This is a genomic window from Kitasatospora sp. NPDC087271 (assembly GCF_044744605.1).
GTDB lineage: Bacteria > Actinomycetota > Actinomycetes > Streptomycetales > Streptomycetaceae > Kitasatospora.
In genome coordinates, this window is sequence record NZ_JBIUYQ010000006.1 from 1 (window position 1) to 13,494 (window position 13,494).

General features: G+C 74.0%; 11 protein-coding genes. 2 read left to right on the forward strand and 9 right to left on the reverse strand.

What is annotated here, in order from left to right; all coding sequences use genetic code 11:
* A partial coding sequence (locus tag ACIO9K_RS12195) for an amidohydrolase family protein (protein WP_400329585.1) occupies nt 1–407 on the reverse strand: 407 nt, incomplete at its 3' end.
* Between the two features lie 187 nt (nt 408–594).
* Between ACIO9K_RS12195 and ACIO9K_RS12200 the strand changes: the two genes are divergently transcribed.
* Nucleotides 595–1,353 carry a DeoR/GlpR family DNA-binding transcription regulator gene (locus ACIO9K_RS12200; RefSeq protein ID WP_363586284.1) on the forward strand — a complete coding sequence of 253 codons (759 nt, stop codon included), beginning with the start codon at nt 595–597 and terminating at the stop codon, nt 1,351–1,353.
* A 55-nt stretch (nt 1,354–1,408) separates the two neighbouring features.
* Here ACIO9K_RS12200 and ACIO9K_RS12205 read toward each other — a convergent pair whose 3' ends face one another.
* The 8 genes from ACIO9K_RS12205 to ACIO9K_RS12240 all read right to left on the reverse strand — a co-directional run bounded on the left by ACIO9K_RS12205 (nt 1,409) and on the right by ACIO9K_RS12240 (nt 10,691).
* The gene (locus tag ACIO9K_RS12205) at nt 1,409–2,329 is read right to left on the reverse strand and encodes a carbohydrate ABC transporter permease (protein WP_363633010.1); all 921 of its coding nucleotides are present in this window, start codon (nt 2,327–2,329) and stop codon (nt 1,409–1,411) included.
* Entirely contained in the window at nt 2,326–3,282 is a 957-nt protein-coding gene (locus ACIO9K_RS12210; protein WP_363625770.1) for a sugar ABC transporter permease, read from the reverse strand. Before ACIO9K_RS12210 ends, ACIO9K_RS12205 begins: the two co-directional genes overlap by 4 nt.
* Nucleotides 3,283–3,394: 112 nt before the next feature.
* Nucleotides 3,395–4,708 carry an extracellular solute-binding protein gene (locus ACIO9K_RS12215; protein ID WP_363625768.1) on the reverse strand — a complete coding sequence of 438 codons (1,314 nt, stop codon included), beginning with the start codon at nt 4,706–4,708 and terminating at the stop codon, nt 3,395–3,397.
* A gap of 441 nt (nt 4,709–5,149) precedes the next feature.
* On the reverse strand, nt 5,150–6,931 hold the full coding sequence (locus tag ACIO9K_RS12220) for a beta-galactosidase family protein (RefSeq protein ID WP_363625766.1): 1,782 nt from the start codon (nt 6,929–6,931) through the stop codon (nt 5,150–5,152).
* Nucleotides 6,932–6,981: 50 nt separating this feature from the next.
* Nucleotides 6,982–7,842 carry a class II fructose-bisphosphate aldolase gene (locus ACIO9K_RS12225; RefSeq protein WP_363625764.1) on the reverse strand — a complete coding sequence of 287 codons (861 nt, stop codon included), beginning with the start codon at nt 7,840–7,842 and terminating at the stop codon, nt 6,982–6,984.
* Nucleotides 7,843–7,867: 25 nt separating this feature from the next.
* Nucleotides 7,868–8,818: a 1-phosphofructokinase family hexose kinase gene (locus ACIO9K_RS12230; protein ID WP_400328977.1), complete on the reverse strand. Its 951-nt coding sequence runs from the start codon at nt 8,816–8,818 to the stop codon at nt 7,868–7,870.
* On the reverse strand, nt 8,815–9,807 hold the full coding sequence (locus ACIO9K_RS12235) for an ROK family protein (protein ID WP_363586279.1): 993 nt from the start codon (nt 9,805–9,807) through the stop codon (nt 8,815–8,817). The genes ACIO9K_RS12230 and ACIO9K_RS12235 overlap by 4 nt, the downstream gene beginning before the upstream one ends.
* Complete coding sequence (locus ACIO9K_RS12240; RefSeq protein WP_400328981.1) at nt 9,804–10,691, reverse strand: SIS domain-containing protein; 888 nt, start codon at nt 10,689–10,691, stop codon at nt 9,804–9,806. Before ACIO9K_RS12240 ends, ACIO9K_RS12235 begins: the two co-directional genes overlap by 4 nt.
* Before the next feature lie 241 nt (nt 10,692–10,932).
* Between ACIO9K_RS12240 and ACIO9K_RS12245 the strand changes: the two genes are divergently transcribed.
* Complete coding sequence (locus ACIO9K_RS12245) at nt 10,933–13,188, forward strand: RICIN domain-containing protein (protein WP_400328984.1); 2,256 nt, start codon at nt 10,933–10,935, stop codon at nt 13,186–13,188.
* The last annotated feature ends 306 nt before the right edge of the window (nt 13,189–13,494 follow it).

Consider the following 13,494-nt stretch of genomic DNA (forward strand, 5'->3'; position numbering starts at 1 on the left):
AGGTCGGGGCGGTGGGCGCCGCAGCGGTTGTGCGAGATGAACGGGCCCTCGAAGTGGATGCCGGCCAGCACGCCGTCCTCGACCAGCTCGGACAGCACGGACGCCTGGCGGGCGACCTCGTCGATCTCCCCGGTGACGGTGGACGCGACCGTGGTGGTGGTGCCGTGCTCCAGGTGCGTACGGGCGGCGAGCAGGGCCTCCTCCACGATACCGGAGGCGTAGGAGGCGCCACCGCCGCCGTGCACGTGCAGGTCGACGAAGCCGGGGACGACGGTGTACCCGGTCAGGTCGAGGTCGCCGGGCTCGCTCTCGCCTCCGAGGCCGGCGATCCGGTCGCCCCCGACGGCCAGGCGGCCGCCCTCGACGACGCCGCCGGGCAGGACCAGCCGGGCACCGGCCAGGGACATGCGGTCCGCTGTCACGCGGTCACCTCCGGCGCTGCTCCGGGCAGCCGTAGAACTGAGTGAAGTTGCTTGTTTCATCGCCATGATAGTCAGATTCGAGCGGACGACCAGACCTGCGACCTGCTCGCCGAAATCAGTCCGACCCGGCGCCACCCAGGGGTTTGGCTCCGGACCGGGCTAGAATCGCGTCATGCTCAAAGCTGATCGCGCCACCCGGATCCTCTCGCACGTCACCGAAGCGGGGAGCGCCGATGTGCACGCGCTCGCCGAACTCCTGGACGTCTCGACCGCGACCGTGCGCCGCGATCTCCAGGAGCTCCACGAGCAGGGGCTGCTGCACCGCACCCGGGGCGGCGCGGTGACCGGCTCGGTCAACCTCGAACTGCCGCTGCGCCACCGCGGCGAGAAGCAGCGGGAGGAGAAGCGCCGGATCGCCCTGGCCGCGGCCGAACTCGTGCCGGAGGGGGCGGTGGTGGGCCTCAGCGGCGGCACCACCACCAGCGAGCTCGCCCGGGTGCTCGCCGAGCGCACCGGCATCACCGTCGTGACCAACGCGGTGAACATCGCCGCCGACCTGATCGTCCGCCCCGAGGTGCGCCTCGTGGTGATCGGCGGCATCGCCCGTACGGCCAGCTACGAACTGGTCGGTCCGGCCGCCGACCGGATGCTCTCGCAGTACCACCTGGACATCTCCTTCATCGGGGTCGACGGCCTGACGGCGCAGGAGGGCTGCACCACGCACGACGAGATGGAGGCCCAGACCGATCGGGCGTTCCTGCGCAGCAGCGCGCGCTCGGTCGTGCTGGCCGACAGCACCAAGGTCGGCAAGGTCACCTTCGCCCGGATCTGCCCGCTCTCCGACGTCCACGACCTGGTGACGGACGACGGCCTGACGGAGGCGCAGCAGCGGGCCGTCACCGGCTGCGGCGTCCGGGTCCGGCGGGCCTGACCGCCGACGGGCCCCGGGGGCGGCCTGATCCACCGACCACGCCCCGGGGCCCGGTTCAGGCCTTGACGCCGCCCGCCGTCAGGTCGGTGCGCCAGAACCGCTGCAACAGCAGGAAGGCCACGACCAGCGGGACGACCGAGACCAACGAGCCCGTGACGACCAGGTTGTACGGGGTGTGGTCCCGCAGGCCGTTCCAGTAGTAGAGGCCGAGGTTGACCGGCCAGAGCTTCTGGTCGGAGAGCGTGACCAGTGGCAGGAAGAAGTTGTTCCAGATGGTGGTGAACTGGAACAGGAAGATGGTCACCAGCGCCGGCGAGAAGATCCGCAGGACCACCGTGAAGAAGATCCGGAACTCCCCCGCGCCGTCCATCCGGGCGGCCTCCAGGATCTCGTCCGGGACGGACGCGGCGGCGTAGATCCGGCTGAGGTAGACGCCGAACGGGCTGACCATGCTCGGCAGCAGGACCGCCCAGACGGTGTTGACCAGATGGGCCTTGGACAGCAGCAGGTAGACCGGCAGGGCGAGGAGCGGCGCGGGGACGAGCACCGCGGCGAGGATCGTGTTGAACACCGCCTCGCGGCCCCGGAACCGGTACTTGGTGAGCGCGTAGCCGGCCATCGCCGCGAGCAGGGTGGCGGCCGCGGCGCCGACGCCCGCGTACAGCACGGTGTTGAGGAGCCAGCGGAAGTAGAGCCCGCCGTTGGCGGTGGCCAGGTCGTGCAGGTTGTCGCCGAGGTGGAGGGTGGAGAACCAGAAGCCGCCGCTGCCGAACAGGTCGCTGCTGCTCTTGGTGGAGGCCACCAGCAGCCACCAGGCGGGCAGCAGGAAGTAGGCGGAGAGCACGAACAGGACGGCCGTGCCGAGGACGTTGGGGCGCGGCCGGCGGCCGGGGGCGCCCAGTCGGGCGGGCCCGGCGGGGCGGCGGCGCGCCGGGCCGGCGGTCTCGGGGCGGCGGCGGAGGTCGGCGGTGCTCATGCGGTCACCCGGTTTCCGGTGATGCGCACCGAGAGGCGCAGGAAGGTGAAGGACAGGACGCAGGTGGCCAGGGCCAGCAGGACGGCGATGGCCGCGGCCTTGCCGTAGTCGTTGGTGCCGAACGCCGCGTTGTACGCCGCCATGTTGGGGGTGTAGTCGGCGGAGACGGTCGAGGCCAGCGAATGCAGGACCATCGGCTCGGTGAAGAGCTGGAGGGTGCCGATGATGGAGAAGATCCCGGTCAGCACCAGGGCGGGGGCCACCAGCGGGATCTTGATGTGCCAGGCGGTCCGCCAGGGGCCGGCGCCGTCGAGGTCGGCGGCCTCGTAGAGCTCGCTGGGGATGGCTTGCAGGGCGGAGAGGATGACCAGCATGTTGTAGCCGGTCCAGGTCCAGGTGACGATGTTGGCCATCGACCACAGGACGGTGCCGGACGAGAGGAAGTCGGCGTCGATGCCGATGTCCCTCAGTCCGGCGACGAGCGGGCTGGTGCCGGGCAGGTAGAGGAACGCCCAGAGGATGGTGGCCACGACGCCCGGGATCGCGTACGGGAGGAAGTAGGCGAGCCGGAAGAACTTCCGCAGCCGGGTGCCCTTGGCGTCGATCAGCAGGGCGAGGCCGAGGGCCAGTCCGAGCATCACCGGGACCTGGACCACGCCGAAGAGCAGCACCCGGCCGACGCCCGCGAGGAACGAGCCGTCGCCCAGGGCCGCGGTGTAGTTGTCGAGCCCCGCGAAGACCGTTCTGGCCGGGCCGAAGCCGAGGCCGGAGCGCTCCACGCGGTACAGGCTCTGCCAGAGCGCGTACCCGATGGGCAGCAGGAACAGGACGGTGAACAGCAGGCCGAAGGGGGCCAGGAAGCCGAGGGCCGCGCGGTTGCGGGACGGCGTCCGTCGTACCGTGGCGGCCTTCGGGGCGGTGCGGCCCGGCGCCGCCGGGGTTGCTGCGCTCATCTGGGGTTCTCTCTCGTGCGGGCGGTGGTCGGTCCCTCGGGCGTGTCGGACGGGTCGGACGGGTCGGACGCGCCCGGGCCGGCGGACCGCGCGGGGTCCGCCGGCGAGCCGGTCAGCCGGCGGTGACCGTCAGCCCCTTGGACTTCATCGCGTCGACGGTCTTGTTCTGCACCGTGCCCAGCGCCGCCGTCAGGTCGCCGTGGGCGGCGACGGCCGCGCCGAAGGCGTCGGTGAGGTCGCTGGAGGTCTGGGTCATGGTCGGGCCCCAGCTCCATTTGGGGGCCTGCGCCGTCGCCTGCTTGAAGACGTCGAAGATCGGCTGGTTGCCGAAGTAGGCGCTCGGCTTCGCCAGTGCCGGCACCGACGTGCCGCTGGTGGAGGCGGGGTAGATGCCGGCCTTGTCCACGAGGGTGCCGACGGCGGCGGCGTCCGTGCTCATCCAGTTGGCGAAGCGCAGCGCAGCGGCGGTGTTCTTGCAGCCCTTGACCACCGCGGTGGACGAACCGCCGTCGTTGCCGACCGACTTGGCGCCGCCCTGCCACTGCGGCATCGGTGCGACCGCCCACTTGCCGGACGCCTGCGCCGCGTTCTGTTCGAGGATGGAGGAGAACCAGACCGGGCCGGGGTAGGCGGCGAGCGTGCCGTCCTGGAGGTCCTTGTAGAGGTCGGGGCTGAAGCCCTGCTCGGACTTGACCTGGCCCTGGTCGATCAGGCCCTGCCAGTACTTCGCGACCTTGGCGGTGGCCGGGTCGCTCGCGAGCGAGACCTTCCAGCCCTTGCTGTCGGTGCCGAACCAACTGCCGCCGGCCTGGGCGGACATGCCGGCGAACCACCACGGGTCGTCCGGGTTGAACACGCTCAGGTAGCCGTTGGGGTTGGCGGCGTGCACCTTGGCGGCGTCGGCGGCGAACTCCTCCCAGGTCGCCTGCGGCTTCAGACCGTACTGGGCGTACAGGTCGGTGCGGTAGTAGAGCGCCATCGGGCCCACGTCGACCGGGATGCCGTACACCTGGCCGCCGACCTTCACCGCGTTCCAGGCGCCGTCCCCGTACTGCGACTGGTACTGCCCGGCCTCGCCGCTGACGTCCTGGACGGCGCCCTCCACGACGAAGCTGGGCAGCGACTCGTAGCCGACCTGGGCCAGGCAGGGGGCGTTGCCGGCCTTGACGGCCGCGAAGATCTTGGCGTAGCCGCCCTTGCTGCCCGACACGATCTTCTCGAACTTGACCTTGGCGTCCGGGTGGGCCGCGTTGTACTGGGCCACCGCCTCCTCGTAGCCCGGCGCCCAGCCCCAGAACGTGACCTCGGCGGAGCCTCCGCCGCCCGAGGCGCCGTCACCGCCCGATCCGCAGGCCGCGATGCCGGCGAGCAGCGGCAGCGTCGCGGCGGCGGCCAGCAGGCGGGTGCGGATTCGTGTCTTCGCCATGAGGATCTCGTCCTTTACGTGTACTGGCCCTCGGCCATCGCGGCGCGGCGTCGGGTGGACGGCGGCTGGCGCGAGCGGGTGCGGTGCGGTGGGGGTGGAGGTGCGGTGGGGGTCGGCAGGGGTGTCCGGGTTCCGGAGGTTCTGGGGCCGGCCGGGAGTGCCGCCGCGCGTCGGCGGCCTCCTCACCGAGCCGGCTCCGGGGCCGGATCCAGGGCCGGGGCCGGATCCTGGTCCTGGTCCTGGCCCTGGCCCGGTCCGGACGTCGGTGGTCGCGTGCCCATCGGACCACCCCCTGCTCTATGGTGCGCAGTTCGGATGAGTATTGCTCAATATCGAGCAGGTTCCTAGAGCTTCGGAGCACGAAGCGGTCTCGGTTTCGACACGGCCCGTCGCGCGGAGACCCGGGCGGAGAGCCGGGCGACGGGCCGGATGCACGGGGTGTCAGCCCAGGTCGGGCCGGGCCACCAGGTGCACGGCGGGTTCGCCGGACCGGTCGAGTTCGAGGACGGTGATCTCGTTCGTCCCGCTGCGCAGAACCGGCCAGGGCAGGTAGAGCGTGCACTGCGGTCCGCGGTCCCAGTAGCGGCCCAGCAGGAAGCCGTTGACCCAGACGTAGCCCTTGCCCCAGCCCGGCAGCGCCAGGTAGCCGTCGGCGGGCTCCGCGACCTCGAAGGCGCCGCGGTGGAAGGCCGCGCCGGGGCCGGCGGCCGGGGCGCCGGCCGCGTCCCAGGGGAGCCGGTCCGGCGTCCCGTCGGCCAGCGGCATCGGGTCGGCCGTCCACCCGTGCAGGTACTGCTGGGTGTGCAGGGCCCCGGCGATCCCCTTGCGGTCGCCGATCCCGGCTCCGTAGTTGACCCGGCCCATCGACTCGACCAGCAGCTCCAGCCGGGCACCCCCGCCGGGCACCGGGACGAGCAGGGGCTCGTGCTCGACGTCGCGTTCCAGGGTGGCGAGGTGGGTGCCGTCGACGCGGACGTGGGCCCGGTCGGCGAGCCCCTCGACGGTGAGCGGGTATTGCGCGCGCGGGCCGGGGATGGTGGTCCGGTAGCGGACGAGGCCGTGCGGGAGGCCGAGTTCCTCGAAGGAGAGCGGGACGGCGGAGCGGACCTCGCCGGTGGACAGGTGGTCCACCACGTCCGCCAGCGGCAGGGACCGGTCGAGCTCCACCCGGCACGCCGGCAGCGTGGCCGGGAGCTCCTCGGGCTCCGGCACCGGGCCGTCCGCGTACGCCGCCAGGACCTCGCGGAAGGCACGGAACTTGGCCGTGGGGGCGCCTCGTTCGTCCAGCGGGGCGTCGTAGTCGTAGGAGGTCACGGTCGGCTGGTAGCCCCGGCCGGTGCGCGGATCGGCGGTGTTGGCGCCGGCCCAGGTGCCGAAGTTGGTGCCGCCGTGGGCCATGTAGAGGTTGACGGAGGCCCCGGCCGCCAGGATCTCGCGCAGGGCCGCGGCGGCGTCCTCGGCCGGGCGGGTGGTGTGCGGCTCCCCCCAGTGGTCGAACCAGCCGTTCCAGAACTCCATGCACATCGGCGGGTCCTGGGGGCGGTGTCGGCGCAGCTCGGCGAAGGCCTCGGTGGCGCGGCTGCCGAAGTTGACGGTGGCGAGGTGGCCGGGCAGGGCGCCGCCGGTGAGGAAGAAGTCCTCCGGCCCGTCGGAGGTGCAGAGCGGGACGTCGATGCCGCGGGCGCGCAGGCCGTTGGCGAGGTGGGCGAGGTAGGCCCGGTCGGTGCCGTAGGAGCCGTACTCGTTCTCGATCTGGACCATCAGGACGTTTCCGCCGCGCGTGGTCTGGTGCGCCGCCAGGATCGGGATCAGCGTGTCGTACCAGCGGTCGACGTGGGCCAGGAAGCGCGGGTCGCTGGTGCGCAGCGGCAGGCCGCGGCCCGCCGCGCCCGGTTCGGCCAGGAGCCACCAGGGCAGGCCGCCGTTCTCCCACTCGGCGCAGATGTAGGGACTCGGGCGGACGATCGCGTGCAGTCCGGCGTCCGCGGCGGCCCGCAGGAAGGCCTCCAGGTCGGCGATGCCGGTGAAGTCGTACGCGCCGGGGCGGGGCTCGTGCAGGTTCCAGGGGACGTACGTCTCTACGGTGTTGAGCCCCATCGCCCGCAGCATCCGCAGGTGGCGCGGCCACTGCCCGGGCAGGCTGCGGAAGTAGTGCAGGGCGCCGGAGAGCAGGCGCAGGGGGCGCCCGTCGAGCGTGAACCCGGTCCGGTCGATCTGGAGCATGAGTGGTCCTCTAGGGGGTGGTTCGGGGGACGGTGTCGGCCGGGGCGCGGTCATCCGGCGGTCCCCGCGACGACGGGCAGGAGCCGGCCGACAGCCTCGGTGATCGCCCCGCGGCCCGCGGCCAGGTACGCGCGGGGGTCGACGCCCCGCTCGTCCGCCGCCAGGTGGGACCGGACGGCGGTCGTCATGGCGATGCTCAGGGCGGTGCCGATGTTGACCTTGGCTATGCCGCCGTGGACGGCGCGGCGCAGTTCGTCGTCGGGAACCCCGGAGGAGCCGTGCAGGACGAGCGGGACGTCGAGGGCCGCGTGCAGGGCGGCGAGCAGGTCGTGGTCGAGCCGGGCGTCGCGGGAGGTCATCGCGTGGGAGCTGCCGACGGCGACGGCGAGGGCGTCCACGCCGGTCTCCTCGACGAAGCGCCGCGCCTCTTCGGGGTCGGTGCGGGCTCCCGGTGCGTGGGCGTCCAGCGGCCCCCGGCCGTCCTTGCCGCCGACCTCGCCGAGTTCGGCCTCCAGCCAGAGCCCGGCGCCGTGCGCCCAGACGGCGGCCTCGCGGGTGGCGGCGACGTTCTCCGCGTAGGGCAGGTGCGCGGCGTCGTACATCACCGAGCTGAACCCGCATTCGGCGGCCTGGCGGAGCAGGACGCCGGTCTTCACGTGGTCCAGGTGCAGCGCCACCGGGACGGTGCTCGGCTCGGCGCAGCGCACGGCGGCCGCGGCGAGCGGGGCCAGCCGCCCGCCGTGGAACCGCACCGCGTTCTCGCTCACCTGGAGGATCACCGCGGTGCCGGCGGTCTCGGCGGCGGAGACGACGGCCTCGACGTGCTCCAGGGTGATGACGTTGAAGGCGGCGACGGCGCCGTGCCGGGCCGCGGCCCGGGCGACGAGGCCGCCGGTGGCTGCCAGGGGCATGAACTCTCCTGTCGGGTGGGGCTGTTCAGTCGGAAGGGGCCGAGCCGGCGGAGGGCGCGGCCGGGGTGACCCGGACCAGCGGGAGGTGGCCGCGGTAGGCCTGCGGGTCGAACCGGCCGGCGTACGGGGCCTGGACGGCGGCGGCCGACAGGGCCACCGCGTGGGCCAGCGCCGCCGGCCACGGCGTGCGGTCGGCGAGGGCCGCGGCCAGCGCCGCGACCGCCGCGTCCCCCGCGCCGGTCGGGTTCCCCCGCACGTCGGCCTCCGGGGGCAGGCGGGCCCACCAGCTGCCGTCCGGGGTGACGGCGAGGAGCCCGTCGGGGCCGAGCGAGGCGACCACCGCCCGGGCGCCGGCGTCGACGAGGGCGTGTGCCGCGCGGAGCGGGTCGGCGATGCCGGTGGCGCGGCGCAGTTCGACCGCGTTCGGCTTGACGGCCGTGGGCCCGGCCGCCAGTGCTTCGGTGAGCGCGGCGCCGTCGGCGTCCAGGACGACCGGCACGCCCTGCGCGTGGGCGAGGCGGACCAGGTCCGCGTAGGCGCCGCCCGGCAGGCCCGGCGGCAGGCTCCCGGACAGCACCAGGGCCCGGGCGGTGGGGAGCAGGCTGCGGACGGCGGCGCGCAGGGCCGTCCAGTCCTCGGCGGAGAGCTCCGGTCCGGGCTCGTTCAGCACGGTGGCGTCGACGGCGTCGACCACGGCGACGGTGCGCCGGGTCGACGTGCCGGCGGCCAGCGGGACGCCCAGGCAGGCGATGCCGGCCCGCTCGAGGTCGGCCCGCAGCACCGCGCCGGTGGGCCCGCCGAGCGGCAGGACGGCGGTGGTGGGCCGGCCGAGGCCGTGCAGGACCCGGGCCACGTTCACGCCCTTGCCGCCGGCCTGTTCGTGGACGGAGGCCACCCGGTGGCTGGTGTGCGGGCGCAGCGCCGGCACGCCGTAGGTGATGTCCAGGGCGGGGTTCGGGGTCACGGTGACGATCACGGCGCCGGGCTCCCTTCCGGGGCCGCGCGGCCGGCCGCCGCGTCCAGGGCGCGCAGTCCGGCGCCCAGGCAGCCGGCCCGGTCCCCGAGCGCGGCGGGCACCAGGCGCGGCGCGACCTGGATCCGGGCGCGGGCGGCCAGCGCGGCGGCCAGCGGGGCGAGCAGCAGGTCGCCGGACTCGGCGAGGCCCCCGCCCAGGACGACCAGCGGCGGGTCCAGCACCAGGACGGCCGTCAGCAGGGCGTCGGCCAGGGCGTCGACCGCCTCCTGCCAGACGGCGCCGGCCGCCCGGTCCCCCTCGGCGGCCAGCCGCGCCACCTCCGGTGCGGGGGCCGGCCGGCCGGTGGCCTCGGTGTAGCGCCGCGCCACGGCGGCCGCCGAGGCGTAGGTCTCGGCGCAGCCCCGGGCCCCGCAGGCGCACGGTTCCCCGCCCGGGCGCACCACGAGGTGGCCGATCTCTCCGGCCCGGTGGTGCGCGCCGGGCAGGGCGCGGCCGCCGGTCATGACGGCGGCGGCGATGCTCGTGCCGACCGGGACGAACAGGAAGCGCTCCTCGCCGCGCCCGGCTCCGAGCCGGGCCTCGGCCACGCCGCCGGCGCGCACGTCGTGGGTGACGGCCACGGGCAGGCCGGTGCGCTCGGCGACGAGTTCCCGGAACGGGACGTCCCGCCAGCCGATCGTGGCGGAGTACACGCCCGTCCCCGTGGCCTCGTCGACGATGCCGGGAACGGCCAGGCCGACGGCGTCGACCTCCGCGCCCTGCCGCCCGGCCTCCCGCCGCACGTCCGCGACCAGGTCGACGACGGTGGCCACGACGGCCTCCGGTCCCCGTTCGCGCCCGGTGGCGCGCCGCACCTGGTGCCGGACGGCCGCCTCCCGGTCCAGCAGGGCGGCCTTGATGCCGGTGCCGCCGACGTCCACGGCGACGACCAGACGCCGGTCGGGCACGGGCTGACGCCGGCCGGTCGTGAGCCGAGGCTGATCGGTCATGAGTCGGCGAGCACCACGGACCGGGTCAGGTTGCGCGGCTGGTCCGGGTCCAGGCCCTTCGCGACGGCCAGCGCGGCGGCCAGCCGGTGGACGCGCACCAGTTCCGCGAGCGGGTCGAGCCGGCCCTCGATCCAGCGGGCGCCGGTGCCCCGGACCTGCTCGGCCAGGCCCGCCGGTGCGGCGCCCAGCATCCAGGTGGCGGTGGACGGCGCGGCGATGCTGATCGGGCCGTGCCGGTACTCCATCGCCGGGTACGCCTCGCTCCAGGCGAGCGCGGCCTCGCGCAGTTTGAGGCCGGCCTCGTTCGCCAGCCCGACCGTCCAGCCGGTGCCGAGGAAGGTGAACTGGGTGCAGTCCACCAGGCCTTCGGGCAGCGGCTCCGCCAGGGCCGCCCGGCCGTCGGCCTCCACCGCCTCGGTGTGCAGGCCCAGGTGGGCCCGCAGCAGGGTGAGCGCCGTGGTGGCGAACCTGGTCTGCACCACGGACCGCTCGTCGGCGAAGTCCAGCACGGCGATGTCGTCGGCCGCGGTCATCACCGGCGTCCGCGGGTCGGCGGTGACGGCCGCGGTGCGGACCTTTCCGCGCACCCGCTCCAGCAGGGCCAGGACCTCGGTCGTGGTGCCGGAGCGGGTCAGCGCGATCACGCGGTCGTACGAGCGGACGCCCGGGAACTCGGAGGCGGCGAAGGCGTCCGTGACGCCCTGTCCGCTCGACTCCCGCATGGCGGCGTACGCCTGGCCCATGAACAGCGAGGTCCCGCAGCCGATCACCGCGACCCGTTCACCGGCCTCCGGCAGCGCCGTGCACTCCGCCGCGGCGACTTCCGCAGCGCGGCGCCAGCAGTCCGGCTGGCTGGCGATCTCGGCCTCGACATGGGTCGCCATCGGCCACCTCCACTAGATAGTTGCTGATACCTGCTTCTTTCTGGCCAGATTCAAGCATCTTCAAGCACTCCATGGAACCCGTCTGCGCAATTTGTTGCTCAGAGGTGTTGACAGTTGCGCGCAAGAGGGCCGGATACTGCATGCCATCGCCGGCCTCGGCGGTCGCGCCCCCAACGACGACCGGCGGGCCCGAGAAGCACCGCCCACCCCGCCCCGACGGTGCAGCACCGAAGGAGACCTCGTGTCCGCCCCACCCCGCAGAGCACTCGCCGCCGTCCTCGCCCCCGCGCTCCTGGCGCTGAGCGCGGGCCTCGCCCCGTCCGCGTCGGCCGCCCCCGAACCGTCAGCCGCCCCGGCCGGCGCCCCGTCAACCGCCCCGTACACCGTGAGCGTCGGCAAGCCGGTCGGCTACGCCCACCCCACCGACACCCCCGCCGTCCCGTACACCGACAAGGACGGCACCTTCTACTTCCAGCAGTCCGCCGCGCTCTACGGCGCGAACGACCCGCGCTACTGGGACTTCTTCACCGGCACGGACTTCGACTCCGCCACCCGGTCGAGCGCGCTCAGCAACGCCGTCAACCCCGCCAACCCCCAGGACCGCAACAACGACACCACCTGGCGCTGCAACAACAGCCCCACCGGCCTGACCTCGACCTCCGCGCCCGCCGGGTCGGGCTATGCCCAGAAGAACTACTGCGACCTCTCCGGCATCTGGGTCGACCCGGACACCGGCGACTGGTACGGGCTGGTGCACAACGAGTTCACCCCGCAACCCTTCGGCGACGGCCTCCACTTCGACGCCATCGACTACGCCGTCTCCAGCGACCAGGGCCGGACGTGGACCATCAAGGACCACGCCATCACCTCGCCCTACAGCACCCAGCGGGGCGACACCGCGGCCTTCCCGAACCAGACCTTCGACTACGGGGACGGCGACCAGCGCCTCTTCGTCGACACGGCCTCGGGCTACTTCTACGTCTTCTACGGCTCGCGGATCGTCGACAAGGGCGGCAGCTGGAAGGCCTTCCACGAACACGTCGCCCGAGCCCCGATCGCCGCCAAGATGGCACCCGACTCGTGGCAGAAGTGGTACGACGGCGCGTGGTCGCAGCCCGGCACCGGCGGCCAGGAGAGCAACCTGGTGCCCGCCGACTCCGCGCACCCCACCGGCTACACCCCGGTCGCCGACGAGTACGACCCGGCGAACACCGGCACCGTCGCCCAGCAGGTCGCGGCCGGCACGATGCCCCCCACCTCACCGCTGTTCGTCATGGACATCACCTACAACGCCTACCTCGGGCTGTACATCGCCGAGCCGCAGGCCGTCGACCAGAGCGGCTCGGCGCCCCAGCAGTACTACGCCACCGCCGACCTCGCCAGCCAGAAGTGGGTGCCGATCGGCGACACCGGCGGCTACCACACCGCGTCCTGGTACCGCTGGTTCCTCGACAGCGCCAACCGCACCAACAGCACCGTCGTCGGCAGGACCTTCCGCTCGTACTGCGCCTTCGGCTGCTCCAACGGCGCGTCCGGCGAGTACGTGGACGTGACGATCAACGGCTCCGCGCCCGCCGCTCCCCCCGTCGACCCCGGCAGGACCTACCGGATCGGCAACGCCGACGGCCGACTCCTCGCCCAGGTCGCCGGCGGCCCGGCCACCACCTCGCTAGCCGCCGGCACCGGCTCCGACCTGGAGGCCTGGAGCTTCACCACCAACGGCGACGGCTCCTACCGGATCGCCAACGCCGCCACCGGCCGCCTGCTCGGCGTCGACTCCACCGCCACCGCCGGTCGCGCCTGGGGCGCCCGCCCCACCGCCACCGCCGCCGGCCCGGGCGGGCCCACCGTCGGCCAGCAGTGGTTCGTCATCCCCGGGAAGTCCGCCGACGGAACCGCCACCGGCACGTTCAAGCTGGTCAACCGCTACAGCGGACTCGTCCTCGGCCTCTCCTCCACCAACAGCCGGTCCACCGAGACCACCCCCACCCGCAGCTGGGCCGACACCACCGGCAACCCCGTCGGCGGCACCCGCGGCCCCGGCGAGCAGACCCTCACCCTGACCGCCACCGGCACCGCGCCCAACCCCCCGCTGGACGGCACCCACACCCTGACCGCCGCCGGCAAGGCCCTCGACGACCCCGGCCACTCCACCGCCCAGGGCACCCAACTGGTCACCTGGGCCCCCAACGGCGGCCCGAACCAGACCTGGGTGTTCACCCGGCAGGCGGACGGCGGCTACCAGATCGCCAACGGCGAGTCGCACCTGTGCATGGACGTCGACGGCGGTTCCACCTCCGTCGGCGCCAAGGTGATCCAGTGGGCCTGCACCGGCGGCGGCAACCAGCGCTGGCAGCTCACCCCGGCCGCCGGCGGCTACCGGATCACCTCCCAGAAGAGCGGCCTGCTGCTCACCACCGCGTCCACCGCCGACGGCGCCCGGACCACCCAGCAGCCCGACACCGGATCGCCCCTCCAGGTCTGGACGGTCAACTGACCACCCGCCCGTAACCCCGGTCGGGGGCCGGGGCCGGGCACGCCGGCCCCGCACCTTCCGCAACCACCCGGCGGTATCCAACATCCCTTCCCCCTCGGTTAGTTGGCGAGAATCGGCCAGTGCGGAGGCGGGCCCGTTGACCTCCGGGCCGCTGGGCGTTTGGCTCTCCCCAACCAGTTGCGGGGGGGGGGGCCCCCCCCCCGGGGGGGCCCCCCCCCCCCCCGCGCCCCCCCCACGCGCGGCCCCCCCCCCCCCAACAAAAAAACAACCCCCGGCGGGGGGCGGGGCGGCGGCGGGGCCCCCCGC